The sequence below is a fragment of the Nisaea sp. genome (genome assembly GCF_034670185.1).
In the GTDB taxonomy this organism is placed as follows: domain Bacteria; phylum Pseudomonadota; class Alphaproteobacteria; order Thalassobaculales; family Thalassobaculaceae; genus Nisaea.
In genome coordinates this window covers 120,370-136,017 of record NZ_JAXMNY010000001.1, presented here as the reverse complement: position 1 = coordinate 136,017, position 15,648 = coordinate 120,370, and the positions used below count along the sequence as shown (strand labels likewise).

General features: G+C 64.4%; 14 protein-coding genes and 1 other RNA gene. 12 read left to right on the top strand and 3 right to left on the bottom strand.

Translation table 11 applies throughout. From position 1 onward, the window contains the following. Nucleotides 1–45 precede the first annotated feature (45 nt). Genes VOI22_RS00610 through VOI22_RS00600 form a run of 3 tightly spaced genes read right to left on the bottom strand, consistent with a single transcriptional unit; the run spans nucleotide 46 to nucleotide 1,996 of the window. Nucleotides 46–975: a carbon-nitrogen hydrolase family protein gene (locus VOI22_RS00610; RefSeq protein ID WP_323794666.1), complete on the bottom strand. Its 930-nt coding sequence runs from the start codon at nucleotides 973–975 to the stop codon at nucleotides 46–48. Continuing rightward, nucleotides 975–1,571, bottom strand: a complete 597-nt coding sequence (locus tag VOI22_RS00605) for a GNAT family N-acetyltransferase (protein ID WP_323794665.1) — start codon at nucleotides 1,569–1,571, stop codon at nucleotides 975–977. The genes VOI22_RS00610 and VOI22_RS00605 overlap by 1 nt, the downstream gene beginning before the upstream one ends. Continuing rightward, complete coding sequence (locus VOI22_RS00600) at nucleotides 1,568–1,996, bottom strand: ketosteroid isomerase-related protein (protein ID WP_323794664.1); 429 nt, start codon at nucleotides 1,994–1,996, stop codon at nucleotides 1,568–1,570. Before VOI22_RS00600 ends, VOI22_RS00605 begins: the two co-directional genes overlap by 4 nt. Nucleotides 1,997–2,189: 193 nt before the next feature. On the opposite strand from VOI22_RS00600, the gene rnpB reads away from it, so the two are divergent. The 12 genes from rnpB to murC all read left to right on the top strand — a co-directional run bounded on the left by rnpB (nucleotide 2,190) and on the right by murC (nucleotide 15,648). Continuing rightward, nucleotides 2,190–2,580, top strand: an RNA gene (gene rnpB, locus VOI22_RS00595) — RNase P RNA component class A. A gap of 447 nt (nucleotides 2,581–3,027) precedes the next feature. Next, nucleotides 3,028–3,489: a division/cell wall cluster transcriptional repressor MraZ gene (gene mraZ, locus VOI22_RS00590; RefSeq protein WP_323794663.1), complete on the top strand. Its 462-nt coding sequence runs from the start codon at nucleotides 3,028–3,030 to the stop codon at nucleotides 3,487–3,489. Beyond that, nucleotides 3,486–4,457 (top strand): 16S rRNA (cytosine(1402)-N(4))-methyltransferase RsmH, encoded by a 972-nt coding sequence (gene rsmH, locus VOI22_RS00585; RefSeq protein WP_323794662.1) that lies wholly within the window; start codon nucleotides 3,486–3,488, stop codon nucleotides 4,455–4,457. The genes mraZ and rsmH overlap by 4 nt, the downstream gene beginning before the upstream one ends. Beyond that, nucleotides 4,454–4,825 (top strand): cell division protein FtsL, encoded by a 372-nt coding sequence (ftsL, locus tag VOI22_RS00580; protein WP_323794661.1) that lies wholly within the window; start codon nucleotides 4,454–4,456, stop codon nucleotides 4,823–4,825. The genes rsmH and ftsL overlap by 4 nt, the downstream gene beginning before the upstream one ends. Then, nucleotides 4,825–6,561 carry a penicillin-binding protein 2 gene (locus VOI22_RS00575; RefSeq protein ID WP_323794660.1) on the top strand — a complete coding sequence of 579 codons (1,737 nt, stop codon included), beginning with the start codon at nucleotides 4,825–4,827 and terminating at the stop codon, nucleotides 6,559–6,561. The genes ftsL and VOI22_RS00575 overlap by 1 nt, the downstream gene beginning before the upstream one ends. Continuing rightward, nucleotides 6,548–8,041 carry a UDP-N-acetylmuramoyl-L-alanyl-D-glutamate--2,6-diaminopimelate ligase gene (locus tag VOI22_RS00570; RefSeq protein ID WP_323794659.1) on the top strand — a complete coding sequence of 498 codons (1,494 nt, stop codon included), beginning with the start codon at nucleotides 6,548–6,550 and terminating at the stop codon, nucleotides 8,039–8,041. The genes VOI22_RS00575 and VOI22_RS00570 overlap by 14 nt, the downstream gene beginning before the upstream one ends. Next, nucleotides 8,038–9,474 carry a UDP-N-acetylmuramoyl-tripeptide--D-alanyl-D-alanine ligase gene (locus VOI22_RS00565; RefSeq protein ID WP_323794658.1) on the top strand — a complete coding sequence of 479 codons (1,437 nt, stop codon included), beginning with the start codon at nucleotides 8,038–8,040 and terminating at the stop codon, nucleotides 9,472–9,474. The genes VOI22_RS00570 and VOI22_RS00565 overlap by 4 nt, the downstream gene beginning before the upstream one ends. Nucleotides 9,475–9,482: 8 nt before the next feature. Next, nucleotides 9,483–10,571, top strand: a complete 1,089-nt coding sequence (gene mraY, locus VOI22_RS00560; protein WP_323794657.1) for a phospho-N-acetylmuramoyl-pentapeptide-transferase — start codon at nucleotides 9,483–9,485, stop codon at nucleotides 10,569–10,571. A gap of 4 nt (nucleotides 10,572–10,575) precedes the next feature. Continuing rightward, the gene (murD, locus tag VOI22_RS00555; protein ID WP_323794656.1) at nucleotides 10,576–11,952 is read left to right on the top strand and encodes a UDP-N-acetylmuramoyl-L-alanine--D-glutamate ligase; all 1,377 of its coding nucleotides are present in this window, start codon (nucleotides 10,576–10,578) and stop codon (nucleotides 11,950–11,952) included. Then, nucleotides 11,949–13,073: a putative peptidoglycan glycosyltransferase FtsW gene (locus tag VOI22_RS00550; protein WP_323794655.1), complete on the top strand. Its 1,125-nt coding sequence runs from the start codon at nucleotides 11,949–11,951 to the stop codon at nucleotides 13,071–13,073. The genes murD and VOI22_RS00550 overlap by 4 nt, the downstream gene beginning before the upstream one ends. Then, nucleotides 13,070–14,206 carry an undecaprenyldiphospho-muramoylpentapeptide beta-N-acetylglucosaminyltransferase gene (gene murG / locus VOI22_RS00545; protein ID WP_323794654.1) on the top strand — a complete coding sequence of 379 codons (1,137 nt, stop codon included), beginning with the start codon at nucleotides 13,070–13,072 and terminating at the stop codon, nucleotides 14,204–14,206. Before VOI22_RS00550 ends, murG begins: the two co-directional genes overlap by 4 nt. Next, on the top strand, nucleotides 14,203–15,648 hold the full coding sequence (gene murC / locus VOI22_RS00540) for a UDP-N-acetylmuramate--L-alanine ligase (protein ID WP_323794653.1): 1,446 nt from the start codon (nucleotides 14,203–14,205) through the stop codon (nucleotides 15,646–15,648). Before murG ends, murC begins: the two co-directional genes overlap by 4 nt.

The following is a 15,648-nucleotide window of genomic DNA, read 5'->3' as shown; positions in this document are numbered from 1 at the left end:
AGATTACGGGATGAGGCACCGGACCGGTTCTAGGCCCTATTGGCTTCATTGAAAGGGAGACAACAAATCCATCGTCCGCACCGGCGGGATTGGCCAGAGGTCGGCGCCGGGTTGCTCGACCCAGTGCTGGTGGTTCAGCACCTGTCCGGCATGCCGCGCTTCGGTCACCAGGTCGAGATTTATCTCGGCGAAGAGCAGCATGTCCTCGTCGAACCGGCCTTCGGCGACAATGCCTGTTTCCGGGAAGCCGATATCGGGCGGGCCGTAGACGCCGGCGACGCCGCGATTGATATCGACGGATGGTGACCAGGGCGCCTTGCCGACGGTCGGGCTGACGACGGCGTAACACTGGCTTTCCAACGCCCGGGCCATGGCGCCGACACGGACCCGGCCATGGCCGCGCAGGGTGTCCGTGCAGCTCGGGATCAGGATCAGCTCGGCCCCGGCCTCCACCATGGTACGGACCAGCAACGGAAACTCGCAGTCGTAACAGATGGCAACACCGATACAGCCGAGATCGGTTTCGAAGACGGACAGCCCGTCCCCGCCGCCGACTGCCCATTCCTCCCGCTCGAAGCGGGTCATGATAATCTTGTCCTGATGCCCGTGCCGTCCGTTCGGCGCGAACAGGCGGGCCCGGTTCACCGGCAGCTCCCAGCCCGGCACCCGCACCGGCAGGGACGCGGCGAGAATATGCAGGCCGTGTGCTGCCGCGAGATCCTGATGCAGCGCGTCCACTTGCGGCGCCAGCTCGTCGAGCGCGCCAATCTGCCTCTGCAAATCCGCCTCGACCTTCTCGCCGAAGAGCGACGCCAGCTCCATCGCGCCATATTCCGGGAACATCAGTAACGACGCTCCGCCATGCGCTGCCTCTTCCGCCTTCGCAGTGATGCGGAGCGCATAATCATCGAAGTTCTTCGGTCTGCCGATGCCGTATTGGGCGGAGGCGACCGTGAACTTGCGGACCCTGCTCATCAGAGTTCCCGGACCCAGAACTGCATCAGTTTTTCGCTCTTCTCGTCCTCGTTCACGTCTTTCCAGCTGAAGCCCGTCGTCAGGCCCTCGATGCGCCGGTAGCCGAGCCGCTCCCAGACCGCCTCCACCGGACGGGCCGCATGGTCCCGGAGCGGATGATCGGCGGGCCGGACGACGCCGCAGAACGTCTCCCAGCGAAACCCGCCAAGCCGCCTCGCATGCTCGCGGCGACGTTCCAGAAATTCCCGGTAGAGGCCACGGCCCCGGTATTCCGGCAGCGTGACAGTTTCCGCACCGTAGAAAACCTCGGCCGGCTCGAAACCGAACTCGCTGAAAGGACCGATCAGCTCCTCATGCTCGGAAAGCAGCGGCATCCCCGTGGAGACACCGATAACGGCATCGCCGTCCTTTGCGGCGACAATGATCGCCCCCTCGGCTTCCGAAAGCTTAGCGATGTACCAGCGCTCGAATTCCAGTGTTCCGTCATAGAGATAGGGCCATTCCCGGAACACGGCGATGCGCAGCGCCGCGACCTGCTCCACTGCTTCCGCAAAGCCTGGGCTTCCGGGGGTCAGAACAGACAGCGCGATACTCATGCCGCCTTCCCGGTCACCTGTGCGATCCAGTCCTGGAGATTGTAATGGGTGGTCACTCGCGTGATCTTGCCATCCGCGATATCGAAGAAGGTCCCCGCTGGCAGAGTGTAGGTCTGCCCGGTTGCCGGGGGCAGGCCCTCGTCATCAGAGAGATAGGTGCCATTGACCGTGAATTCCGCCGCGACCCGGCGGCCATCGGCGGATGGCATCACCACGATGTCAGTCAGTTGCTCTTTGTAGCAACGCTCCATATGGCCGCAGAATTCCTCGAACAGCGCCTTGCCGTTGCGCCGCCCGCCCTGGTTGACATCGTGGGCCACATCGTCGGAGAGGCAGGCCAGCATTGCCGGCACGTCGCCGGCATTGAAGGCCTCATAATAACGCTGCACAAGCGCTTCGGCGGCGGACTGACTGCTGGCGGACATGGCGAAGACCTCGGGCTTTCAGTGGAGAGTGTACGGCGATCCGGCTCAAGGTATGCGCCCCGCGCCGTCTGAATCAATGCCGGCCATTCTAGGAATACACCGCCCGGCGCTATCCCCCGGAACCGACACTATTTTCGCCTCGGCGACGGCATTTCTTGACCGCCCCTCTCCCCGGCTCTATCTGTTGCGCCGATCAGGCGGTTGGATGGCCGCTGGCGGCGCAAGCCGCTGGAGGAAAGTCCGGGCTCCACGGAGACACGGTGCCGGGTAACGCCCGGCGGGGGCGACCCTAGGGAAAGTGCCACAGAAAGCAAACCGCCCGTCCGCTTCGGCCGACGGGTAAGGGTGAAAGGGTGCGGTAAGAGCGCACCGCGCGGACGGCAACGGACGCGGCATGGTAAACCCCACCGGGAGCAAGACCAAATAGGGATGGCCGGTCGCGCCGCAAGGTGGCGACAGGTGAGTTTTCGCATCGTCATCCGGGTAGGTCGCGCGAGGCGGTCGGCAACGATCGTCCCAGAGGAATGGCCATACAGGCATCTTCGGATGCTGGACAGAACCCGGCTTATAGACCGCCTGATCGTTTATTCCTCCCCGGCTTCCAAACCGGCGCTTCACTTCATCCGGAGCCTGCATTGCGGGTTTTCGCACAATGCGCGCAAGTCTAAATCAATGAGAACAAATCACGAACATTAAGATTTTTCGGCGGTTTCAAGTCGCCCGATGCTCGCACATTAACCAAAAACCCTCCGCGCATCCGCGAGTTCTGAAGCTTTGTTTTGAATTAGTTCGAAAACCTTAGAAAAACCCCGGAGTTGCGCGGTTTTCCCACTTCATTCCCATTGCACTCCACTTTAACCCATGGTATCCCATGTAATCCCATACGGGACCGTACCAGACCCATGCCCACTCCATCGCGGCGGGTCAAACGGACCGGACAGGGGCAGACGCCAGGCCAATGGAGGGTCCGGTGTTGTGCAGGTGGAACGGCAGTCCAGCGGGTGGGGTGCCGGTCGAGAACGGGGGAAGTCGTGGCAGTTTTTCTGTCCACATTTGCGAACAAGGTCGACCGGAAGGGACGCGTGTCCGTTCCGGCATCGTTTCGCAGCGTTCTCGAGCGGCAGGCTTCCTCGGGTCTGATCCTCTACCCGTCCTTCAAACATCCCTGCATCGACGGCTGCGGCGACGAGCGCATTCAGGAAATGGTCGACTCCATCGACCGGCTCGATGCCTTCTCCGAAGAAGCCGAAGATCTCCAGACCATTCTGGCCGACGCGCGGCAACTCACCATCGACGGCGATGGCCGGGTGATGATGCCACAGGACCTGCTCGACTATGCAGGCATCTCCGAAACCATCATGTTCGTCGGCCTCGGCAAGAGCTTCCAGCTCTGGCAGCCGGACGCCTACGAAGCGCACCGGGCCGAAAAGCGCCAGCGGGCCCGCGACCGGGGCATCACCCTGCCCATGGTCGGACGCGGGAGAGACACGTGAGTGGCGCGGTCCATATCCCGGTCCTGCGCGACGAGGTTGTCGGCGCCCTGAATATCGCCTCCGGCAAGACTTTCATCGACGGCACCTTCGGCGTCGGCGGTTACACGACCGCGATCCTCGAAGCGGCGGACTGCCGGGTGGTGGCGATTGACCGTGACCCAGACGCCATCAAGCGCGGTGCCCCGCTGAAGGAACGTTTCGGCGACCGGCTGATGCTGCTTGAGGGCCGGTTCGGCGACATGGACACCCTGGTCCGCGAGGCCGGCATCGAGACGGTCGACGGCATCGCCCTCGATATTGGCGTCTCCTCACCGCAGATCGACGAGGCCGAGCGCGGCTTCTCCTTCCGCGAGGACGGCCCGCTCGACATGCGGATGGAACAGTCCGGACCGAGTGCGGCCGACGTCGTGAATAACGAGACCGAAGAGAACCTCGCGAACCTGATTTACCAACTTGGCGAAGAGCGGCTTTCCCGCCGTGTCGCCAAAGCCATCGTCCTGGCACGGACAGGCAGCGCCATCCTGCGGACATCCCAGCTTGCTGAGATTGTCCGCGGGGTGGTGCCGCGCACCCGTATCAAGGGTCGGGAAGGCATCGATCCCGCCACCCGGACCTTTCAGGCACTGCGTATTTATGTGAATGACGAGTTGGGTGAGCTTGACCGCGGCCTTGAAGCAGCCGAGCGGTTGCTTCATCCGGGTGGGCGCCTTGCCGTTGTCTCCTTCCACAGCCTGGAAGACCGCCGGGTAAAGACCTTCATCCGGACCCGTGCGGGCAAGACCGCGCGGCCGTCGCGCCATACCCCGGAGACCGGCCAGACCGGACCGGCACCGTCCTTCATCGAGATCACCCGCAAACCGATCGGCCCGAGCGAGGAAGAAGAGAGGCGCAACCCGCGCGCCCGTTCCGCCCGCCTGCGCGTCGCCGAACGCACCGATGCTCCGGCCTGGGACCGGCAGGCGGCATGATGCGGCGCTCCATGACCCTCTGGCTGCTGCTCGCCACCTGCGCCGGGATCTCGCTCTTTCTCATCAAGCATGAGGTACAGGAGCGCGAAGACCGGCTGAACGCGCTGCACCGGGAAATCCTGGCTGACCAGGAAGCCATTCAGGTTCTGAACGCGGAATGGAGCTACCTCAACCGGCCGGACCGGCTGGAGCACCTGATCCGTGAGTTCAGTGAAAACCGGACAGCCAATCGTCTGCAGCTGACCTCTGTCGACATGCTGCCGCAGCTGCTGAGCGACCCGGACGACCTGCACCTGGCCAACAGCGGCGACAACGGCATCGTCCTGCCGATGATCCGGCCTGTCTCGATCAAAGCGGGAGAGCAGTGATGACCCACACGCGGCTCGACACGACCGACATCCCGGCCCCGGAAAAAACCCTGAAGATCGAGGGCAACGGCAAACAGGCCCTTGAACAGGGCCGCACCCGCCTGCTGATCGCCGGCTCCGTCTTCGCTCTGGCCTTTTGCGTGATTGCCGCGCGGGTGATCGACGTTTCCGTGTTCGAGCGGGCGGAAGAGCCCCGGCTCGCCGAGGAACGCGGCACCCTGACCCACAAGACCGGGCGCGCCGACATCGTGGACCGCAACGGCATGTTGCTGGCGACCACGCTGAACGTCCCGTCGCTCTATGCCGATCCGAAATACGTCATGGAACCGGCCGTGTCGGCGGCGAAGCTCCGCACGGTCCTGCCGGAATTGGACCATGCCGATCTGGTTGCCAAGTTCTCCGACAACAAGCGCTTCACCTGGATCAAGCGTAACCTGACGCCACGCCAGCAATATGCGGTCAACAAACTCGGCATCCCCGGCCTGTATTTCCAGAACGAGTCGAAGCGGATTTATCCGCAGGGCCGGCTGACCGCCCATATCGTCGGTCGCGCGGGTTTTGACGATGTCGGACTGTCCGGCATCGAGAAGAGCTTCGACTCCATGCTGCGCGACGGCTCCGATCCGCTGCGCCTCTCCATAGACGTCCGGATTCAGCACATCCTGCGCGAGGAACTGCAGACCCAGATCGATGCCTTCGACGGCATCGGTGCCGCCGGCATCGTCATGGACGTCAACACCTCCGAAATCGTCGCCATGATCTCGCTGCCGGATTTCGATCCGAACCGCCGGGACAAGATCTCTGACGACGCGGTGTTCAACCGGGCCACGCTCGGCGTTTACGAGATGGGATCGACCTTCAAGATCTTTAACACCGCGATGGCGCTCGATTACGGCACGACGACGATGCACAACGGCTATGACGCCAGCAAGCCGATCCGGATCGCGCGCTTCACCATCAATGACGACCATGCCAAGAACCGCTGGCTCTCCGTGCCGGAGATCTTCATGTACTCGTCGAACATCGGGTCGGTGAAGATGGCCATGGATGTTGGCGGCGAGCGGCAGAAGGGCTTCATGAAGAAGCTCGGCTTCCTCGACACCTCCGCAATCGAGCTGCCGGAGCGCGGACGTCCGCTGTCGCCAAACCCGTGGCGGCCGATCAACACCATGACGATCTCCTTCGGACACGGTATCGCGGTCAGCCCGGTCCAGCTGGCGAACGGCGTGTCCAGCATCGTCAATGGCGGCGTTCGCCATCCCGCGACTTTGCTCCGCAGAGACACAACGGAAATGCTTGTCGGCGAGCGGGTCGTCTCCGAGAAGACCTCCCAGGCCATGCGCCGCCTGCTTCGTCTCGTGGTCGAAAAGGGCACCGGACGGAATGCCAACGCCAAGGGTTATCTGGTCGGCGGCAAGACCGGCACGGCGGAAAAGCCGGGACGTGGCGGCGGTTATCAGCGCAAGGCCCTGCTCTCCTCTTTCGTCGCCGCCTTCCCGGTGAACGACCCGCAGTATGTCGTGCTGGCCATGGTGGACGAGCCGAAAGGCAACAAGAGCTCCTACGGATACGCAACCGGCGGCTGGGTCGCCGCGCCGGCAGTCAAACGCATCGTCGAGCGCGCGGCACCAATGCTGAATGTGACACCCGTAGACGAAGAAGCGCCTGAAATTCGCCGTTCTTTGATGGTGAAGATCCCTCAAACCAAGGGGAAAAAGGCACTTGCGTCTTTCTGAGCTGATAAATGGCGACCTGATCCGCCACGACCCGCGCACCGCCGCCCTGCTGGCATCGGGCGCGCTGGAGCGTGACGTCTCGGGACTGACCGCCGACAGCCGTCAGGTCCAGCCCGGCTATCTCTTTGCCGCGCTGTCCGGCAGCACGCTCGATGGACGCAAGTTCATCGGTGATGCAGTACGCCGTGGGGCCATTGCTGTGCTTGCGGAAGACGGCATCGACGCTGGCGAAGACGACATCACCCTGATCGCCGACGACAACCCGCGCCGCCGTCTTGCGCTGATGGCCGCCCGGTTCTATGGCAGGCAGCCGGAGACAGTCGCCGCCATCACCGGCACCAGCGGCAAGACCTCCACGGCTGAATTCACCCGACGGATCTGGGCCGCTCTCGGCCAGAAAAGCGCCAGCCTCGGCACACTCGGCGTCACCGCCGATGACGGCACGGACGGCCCCGGCCTGACCACGCCGGATCCGGTGCAGCTCCATGCCGCGCTCGCAAATCTCGCGGATCGCGGTATCGACCATCTCGCCATGGAAGCCTCCAGCCACGGGCTCGACCAGTTCCGCCTCGATGGCGTGAAGGTCGGCATCGCGGCCTTCCTCAATCTCAGTCACGAGCATCTCGACTATCACAAGGACATGGCCGCCTATCTGGAAGCGAAAGCCGGTCTCTTCGAGCGGGTTCTGCAGGCTGACGGTACGGTCGTCCTGAATGCCGATGCACCGGAAAGCGCCGGGATCGCGGACATTGCGACCAGGCGCGGCCTGCGGACCATCCGCTTCGGCACCGCCCCGGACGCCAATCTCCGGCTGATCCGGCGGGAGCCGAACGCTACCGGTCAGCACCTGACCATCGCTTTTGCCGACCAGGAGCGCACCATCGAGCTGCCCCTGATCGGTGCCTTCCAGGCCATGAACGCCCTGGCCGCGAGCGCGATCGTCATCGCCTCCGGTGTCGATGCTGCGAAGGTCTTCGACTGCCTGCCCGCCCTCGCCGGTGTGCGTGGCCGCCTGGAACTTGCGGTCCGCCACCCGAACGGCGCGCCGATTTTCGTCGATTACGCCCACAAGGCCGAGGCACTGGAGACCGTGCTGACGGCAGTCCGCCCCCATGTTACCGGCGCGTTGCATCTGGTGTTCGGCTGCGGCGGAGACAGGGACACGGGCAAACGCCCGATCATGGGCCGGACCGCCGCCGATCTTGCCGATCATGTCTATGTGACGGATGACAACCCACGGACGGAAGCACCGGCAAAGATCCGCGCCGAAATCATGGCTGCCTGCCCCGGCGCAACCGAAATCGGCGACCGGGCAACGGCCATTTCCACTGCCATCAAGGCCCTGCAGCCCGGCGATGCCCTGATCATCGCCGGCAAGGGCCACGAGACCTATCAGATCGTCGGAACCGAAACCCGGCCCTTCGACGACAGAGACGCCGCGCGCGCCGTCGTATCAACTCTCCTGGGGGAAGTTCGATGACCGCTTCGCTTTGGACATCGGACGAGTTGGTCAAGGCGACGCGCGGCAACCTTCACGGGCCCGCCTTCGAGATCTCGGACCTGGTTATCGACAGCCGCAAAGTGACGCCAGGCTGCCTGTTCGTCGCCCTGCCTGGCGAACGGGTCGACGGCCATGACTATGTCGACACCGCGCTTGAAGCCGGCGCAGCGGCGGCACTGGTCAGCCGCATCCCGGACGGGCTGGACAGCACCGCATCCCTGCTCGAGGTTGAAGACGTTCTCGGCGGCCTCACGGATATCGCCGTGGCAGCCCGGGCCCGCGCATCGGCAAAAGTGCTCGCCGTAACCGGCAGCGTCGGCAAGACCGGCACGAAGGATTCCCTGGCGGCGGCACTTGCCGCCTTCGGCTCGGTCCATGCCAGCGCCGGTAACCTGAACAATCATATCGGGGCGCCGCTCAGCCTGGCCCGTCTGCCCAAGGACGCTGATTACGCCGTGCTTGAACTCGGCATGAACCATCTCGGCGAGATTTCAGATCTGACCCGGCTGGTCCGACCTGACCTCGCCATCATCACCAATGTCGAGGAAACCCATATCGGGCATTTCCGCGACCTGGAACAGATCGCCGAAGCCAAGAGTGAGATCTTCGAAGGTCTGGAGAAGGACAGCGGACTCGCGGTGCTGAACCGGGACAACGCACATTTCTATTTCTGCGCCGACAAAGCCGAGGCCGCCGGCGCCCGGATCGTCAGCTTCGGCCGCAGCGAAGACGCGGACGTCCGGCTGATCGGTGCCGAATGCGGCCCCGACGGCTCCAACATTGTCATCCGGGTGGACGGCAAGCAGCTGGTCTACCGGATTGACGGTATCGGCATGCACTGGGCCTTCAATTCCGTCGGCGTGCTTGCCTGCATTCATGCACTGGGCCTGGATCTCAACAAAGCGGCGACGGCCATTCGGGATGTAACGGCAAAGGCCGGACGCGGACGCCAGGAAGAGATCGCCTTCGGCGAGATGGGCCTGCTGCTGATCGACGAAAGCTACAATGCCAGCCCGGCCTCCGTGGCCGCCGCCCTCGAAGTGCTCTCGATGACCAAGCCCAAGGGCCAGGGCCGCCGGATCGTCGTGCTCGGCGACATGCTGGAGCTCGGCGAACGGTCCGAATTCCTGCACCTCAATCTGCTGGCAAAAGTCTGCGGTTCCGCCGATCTCGTCTTCACCGTCGGCCCGATGATGGACCGAATGGGGCGCAACTTGCCACCGATGCTGTTCGGTGGCCATGGCGCCACCTCGGATGAGCTTGCCGAACTGGTCGCCGATCAGCTTTCCGATGGCGACGTCGTCCTCGTGAAAGGTTCCCTCGGCATGGCCATGGCACCAATCGTCAGCGCCATCCGCGACCTTGCTGATTCAAACCAGATAACGCCGCCCAGCGCGGCTTACGGAGGCTAGGGCACACCATGCTGTACAACCTGCTCGTCCCTCTCTCCGACGACTATCAGATCTTCAACCTGTTCCGGTATCTCACCTTCCGGACAGGCGGCGCGATCATGACCGCCCTGCTGATCGGTTTCGTGCTCGGCCCTTGGCTGATCGACTGGCTGCGCAGCAAGCAACGCGAGGGCCAGCCGATCCGCGAAGACGGCCCGGAAAGCCATCTGCTGACCAAAAAAGGCACGCCGACCATGGGCGGCCTGCTGATCCTGATCGCCCTTTCGGTTTCCACCCTGCTCTGGGCCGATCTCAGCAATGGGTTCATCTGGGCAGTTCTGGTGGTTACCGGCGGCTTCGGTCTGCTCGGCTTCGCCGACGATTACCTGAAGCTGACCAAGCGCAACACCAAGGGCCTTCCCGGCAAGATCAAGCTGCTCGGACAGATCGTCATTTCCGTGATCGCCGTGCTGATGATCCAGGACAGCATGCCTGCCAATCTGGCCAATGGCCTCGCCGTGCCGTTCTTCAAGGATGTGCTGATCGATCTCGGCTGGTTCTTTGCACCCTTCGCCATCTTCGTCATGGTCGGCGCGTCCAACTCCGTGAACCTGACCGACGGTCTCGACGGCCTGGCCATCGTCCCGGTGATGATCGCCTGCCTGTGCTTCGCGCTGATCGCCTATCTGACCGGCAACACGGTGTTTGCCAATTATCTGCAGATCAACCATGTCCCGGGCACCGGCGAGCTTGCCGTGTTCTGCGGCGCCCTGCTCGGCGCCGGGCTCGGCTTCCTGTGGTTCAACGCCCCGCCGGCCATGGTGTTCATGGGCGACACCGGCTCGCTGTCCCTCGGCGGCGCGCTCGGCACCATTTCCATTGTCACCAAGCACGAGCTGGTGCTCGCCATTATCGGCGGGCTGTTCGTGCTGGAAACCGCTTCCGTGATTGTCCAGGTCGCCTCCTTCAAGCTGACCGGCAAGCGCGTTTTCCGCATGGCCCCGCTGCACCATCACTTCGAGAAGAAGGGGTGGGCGGAGCCGACCATCGTCATCCGGTTCTGGATCATCGCCGTCATTCTGGCGCTGATCGGCCTCTCCACCCTGAAGCTGAGGTAGAGCGATGATCGTCTGCCGCAGCAAATCCGGAAAACGTCTGTTCGTCATGGGGCTCGGCCTCAGCGGGCTGGCAACGGTTGAGGCGCTGGTCGCCGGCGGCGCGATTGTCATTGCCTGGGACGACCGGGAAGACCGGCGCGCCGATGCCGCACGTCTCGGCGCCCGGATCGAAAACCCGGAACAGGCGGACTGGAAAAGCATCGACGCCCTCGTGCTCAGCCCCGGTATCCCGCACACCCACCCGGCGCCTCATCCGGCCGCCGCGCATGCCAAAGCCGCAGGCGTCGCCATCATCGGCGATGTCGAGCTGCTGCTGGCGGAGTGCCCGGACGCCAAAGTCATCGCCATCACCGGCACGAACGGCAAATCCACAACCACGGCGCTGATCGGCCATATCTTCGAGACCGCAGACAAGCGGGCGGAAGTCGGCGGCAATCTCGGCACGCCGGTTCTGTCCTTCGCGCCGCTTGATGCGAACGGCACCTATATTCTGGAGCTCAGCTCCTACCAGCTTGAGCTGACGCCGTCGCTGGCACCGGATATCGCCATCCTGCTGAACATCTCGCCGGACCATCTGGAACGGCATGGCGGGCTGGCGGGTTATATCGCCGCTAAGAAGCGGATCTTCGCCAATCAGGCTGCGGGCGCGACGGCAATTGTCGGTATCGACGATACCGATGCCGCCGCTACTGCGGACAGGCTGGCCCAGGTCATCAGAGTTTCCGGCAGCGACAATGCAGCGGCCGATATCCGCTCGTCCGACACCCGGCTCATCGAAGGCAACAATACGCTGCACGATCTGGCCGCCGCGCGCACCCTTCCCGGGGCTCACAACCACCAGAACGCTGCCGCTGCCTTTGCCGCTGCCCGCGCTGCCGGGATCGCCGAAGACGTGATCTCCAAGGCGATCGACAGCTTCCCCGGTCTGGCCCATCGCCAGGAGCTGGTCGCCGAATGCGGCGGTGTCCGCTATGTGAACGACAGCAAGGCGACCAACGCCGACGCGACGGAACGTGCGCTTGGCTGCTACCAGCCGCTTTACTGGATCGCCGGTGGCCGGGCCAAAGAAGGCGGCATCGCGCCGCTGAAACCCTATTTCCCGCGTATCCGCCACGCCTTCCTAATCGGCGAGTCCGCAGCCAACTTCGGCGAGACCCTGGGCGACGCTGTCCCGCATACATCCTGCGGCACCCTCGACAAGGCCGTCTCGGCCGCGCATGCGATGGCGAAACAGGAGCATCTGGACGGCGCGACCCTGCTACTCTCCCCCGCAGCCGCTTCCTGGGACCAGTTCGATAATTTCGAACAACGCGGTGACCGCTTCCGCGAGCAGGTGCTGCGGCTGACCTCCGGCGCATCTTGCGGGGAGGCGCGGCCATGAACTCGATCGCCCGCACCGATACGAGCATCCTCGGCCGCTGGTGGTGGACCGTGGACCGCTGGACCTCCGGCGCCCTGCTGCTGATCATTCTGTTCGGCGCCCTGATGATCTTCGCCGCCAGCCCGTCCGTGGCGGAACGCATCGGGCTCGACAGCTACCATTTCGTGCGCCGCCAGCTGATGCTGCTGCCGGTTGCCGCAGGCATCCTGTTCGTCTGCTCGCTGATGACGCCGCTGCAGGTCCGCCGGATTGCGGTCGTCGGCTTTATCGGCTGCCTTGGCCTGCTCGTCCTGACCCTGATGTTCGGAGCCGAGATCAAGGGCGCCCGGCGCTGGCTATCGATCGGCGGCTTCTCGCTGCAGACCTCCGAGTTCCTGAAACCCTGCTTCGCCGTCGTGGCCGCCTGGATGTTCTCCGAATGGCGTAAGGATAACGGATTTCCAGGCCAGTGGATCGCTATCGCCCTGTACGGTGTCGTCGTCTCCCTGTTGCTGATGCAGCCCGATCTCGGCCAGACCGTGGTGATCTCTCTCGTCTGGTTCGGCCAGTTCTTCCTGGCCGGCCTGCCGATGATGCTGGTCGGCGGCGCCATGCTGTGCGGTGTCGGCGGGCTGGTTGCGGCCTACTTCCTGTTCCCGCACGTCAACGACCGGATCAACCGCTTCCTCGATCCCGCCGCCGGTGACAGCTATCAGGTCGAACGCTCGCTGGAGGCTTTCCGTAATGGTGGTTTGCTCGGTACCGGCCCCGGCGAAGGTCAGGTGAAAGCCTATCTGCCGGACGCCCACGCCGATTTCGTCTTCTCCGTCACCGGAGAGGAGTTCGGCGCCATCGTGTGCATCCTGCTGATCTCCCTGTTCGCCTTCGTGGTGCTGCGCGGTTTCGCCCGGCTGTTCGCCGAGCAGAGCCTGTTCGTGCTGCTGGCCGGCGCCGGCCTGCTCGCCCAGTTCGGCCTGCAGGCGCTGATCCACATGGCCTCCGCCCTGCAGCTCATGCCCGCCAAGGGCATGACCCTGCCCTTCATCAGCTATGGCGGCTCCTCCCTGCTGGCGCTGGCGCTCGGCATGGGCCTGGTGCTCGCCTTGACCCGCAGCCGCGCGGGCCGGATGGAGGCATTATGACCGGCAAGACCGTCATCCTCGCCGCCGGCGGCACCGGCGGACACATTTTCCCCGCCCTCTCCCTCGGCGAAGCATTGCTGCGCCGGGGCGTCTCCGTCGCTCTTGTGACCGATGACCGGGGCGGCCGCTATGAAGGCAAGAACCCGGACATTGCCGTGCGCCGCATCCGTGCCGCAAGCCCGAGCAAGGGCGGCATGGCCGGCAAGGCGAAAGCGATCCTGGAGCTCGGTTTCGGCGCCGTGCAATCGGCCATGCATCTGAAGAGCCTGGATGCGGTCATCGCGGTCGGCTTCGGCGGCTATCCTTCGGTCCCGACGGTACGGGCCGCCTCCTTCCTCGGCCTCCCCGTGGTGCTGCATGAACAGAATGCGGTGCTTGGCCGGGCCAACCGGTTCCTCGCCCCGCATGCCCAAAAGATCGCCACCTCCTTCCGCGAGATGACCAATCTCTCTGAAAGCGAAGCGGCGAAATGTCATTTCACCGGCAACCCCGTCCGGCCCGCCGTCCTCGCTCTGCGTGGGGAGAAGGCGGATACGGGCGACGGCCGGATGCACCTTCTGGTATTCGGCGGCAGCCAGGGTGCGACCGTGTTCTCTACTGTTGTGCCGGAAGCCATTGCCGGCCTGCCGGCGGACATGCTGCCGCGCCTGCGCATCACCCAGCAGAGCCGGGCCGAGGATGTCGACCGGGTCAAGGCGCGTTACAGCACCCTCGGCGTCGCCGCCGATGTGCGCCCGTTCTTCGACGACCTGCCGGACCGCATGGCCTCGGCTGATCTGGTGATTGCCCGCTCCGGCGCCTCGACCATCGCCGAGCTGAACGCCATCGGCCGCCCGGCGATCCTGGTGCCCTATCCGAGTGCCTCCGACGACCATCAGACCGCCAATGCCCTTGCCTGTCAGGCGACGGGTGCGGCTTGGATGATGCCGGAGCCCGATGAGTTCATCGCCGAGAAACTGGCGGGCTCCCTGCTCGGCCTGCTGAAAGCACCCGACCGGTTGCACCGCGCCGCGGACGCCGCACGTGCTGCCGGCACGCCCGACGCCGCCAACCAGCTCGCCGACCTCGTCATCGCCACCGCGCCGGCGCTCTCCGCCGCGACCGCCTCTGTCCAGCAAGGAAGTGCCGCATGAGAGAGATGCCGCTCAACATTGGCACCATCCACTTCACCGGTATCGGCGGCATCGGCATGTCCGGGATCGCCGAGGTGCTGCACAATCTCGGCTATTCGGTGCAGGGCAGCGACCTGTCCGAGAACCCGAATGTCAGCCGCCTGAAGAAGCTCGGCATCACCGTGTACGTCGGCCAGCAGGCCTCCAATATCGACGACGCCTCCATCCTCGTAATCTCCACCGCCATCAAGCCGGACAATCCGGAGCTGTTGGCCGCGCGCGAGCGCATGCTGCCGGTCGTCCACCGCTCCGAGATGCTGGGCGAGCTGATGCGGCTGAAATGGTCCATCGCCTGCGCCGGCACCCACGGCAAGACCACGACCACCTCCCTGGTCGCCGCCATGCTGGATGGCGCCGGGATGGACCCGACCGTGATCAATGGCGGCATCATCAATGCCTATGGCACCAACGCCCGGCTCGGTTCCGGCGACTGGATGGTGGTCGAGGCTGACGAAAGCGACGGCAGCTTCAACCGGCTGCCGGCGACCATTGCCGTGGTCACCAACATCGATCCCGAGCATCTCGATTTCCATGGCGATTTCGACAAGCTGCAGGAAGCCTTCCGGGCCTTCGTCGCGAATATTCCGTTCTACGGCTTCGCCACCATGTGCATCGACCACCCGACGGTGCAGAAGCTGATCCCGCGGGTCTCCGACCGCCGCATCATCACCTACGGTTTCTCGCCGCAGGCCGATATCCGCGCCAGCAATCTGGAGATCACGAGCTCCGGCGCGAAATTCGACGTCATCATCGCCGACCGTGCGCATGACAGCGAGCGGGTGCTCGAAGGCATCGCCCTGCCGATGTACGGCCAGCACAACGTTTCCAACGCGCTCGCCGCTATTTCCATCGCCCTTGAGATGGACATGAGCGACGAGCAGATCCGCACATCGCTCGCCGGGTTCAGCGGCGTCAAGCGGCGCTTCACCAAGACCGGCGAGGCCGGCGGCATCACCGTGATCGACGATTACGGCCACCACCCGGTCGAGATCAGCGCCGTGCTCTCCGCCGCCCGCTCCGCCTGCCCGGATGGCCGGGTCTATGCCGTGGTACAGCCACACCGCTATTCCCGTCTCAAAGATCTGTTCGAGGATTTCTGCGCCTGCTTCAACGACGCGGACGGTGTGATCGTCGCGGACGTCTATGCCGCCGGCGAAGAGCCTATTGAAGGCGCCGACCGGGACAGCCTGGTCGCCGGACTGCGCGCCCGCGGTCACCGGCATGTCTACCCGCTGCAAGCCCCTGAGGAGCTCGCCGGACGGATCGCCGAACTGGCCGAGCCCGGCGATCTGGTGGTTTGCCTCGGCGCCGGAAACATCACCAACTGGGCACAGGCGCTGCCTGGCCAGCTCGAACACGTCATCGGCGGCAGCACCGACGCTGCCGGGAAGGACGGGCAATGA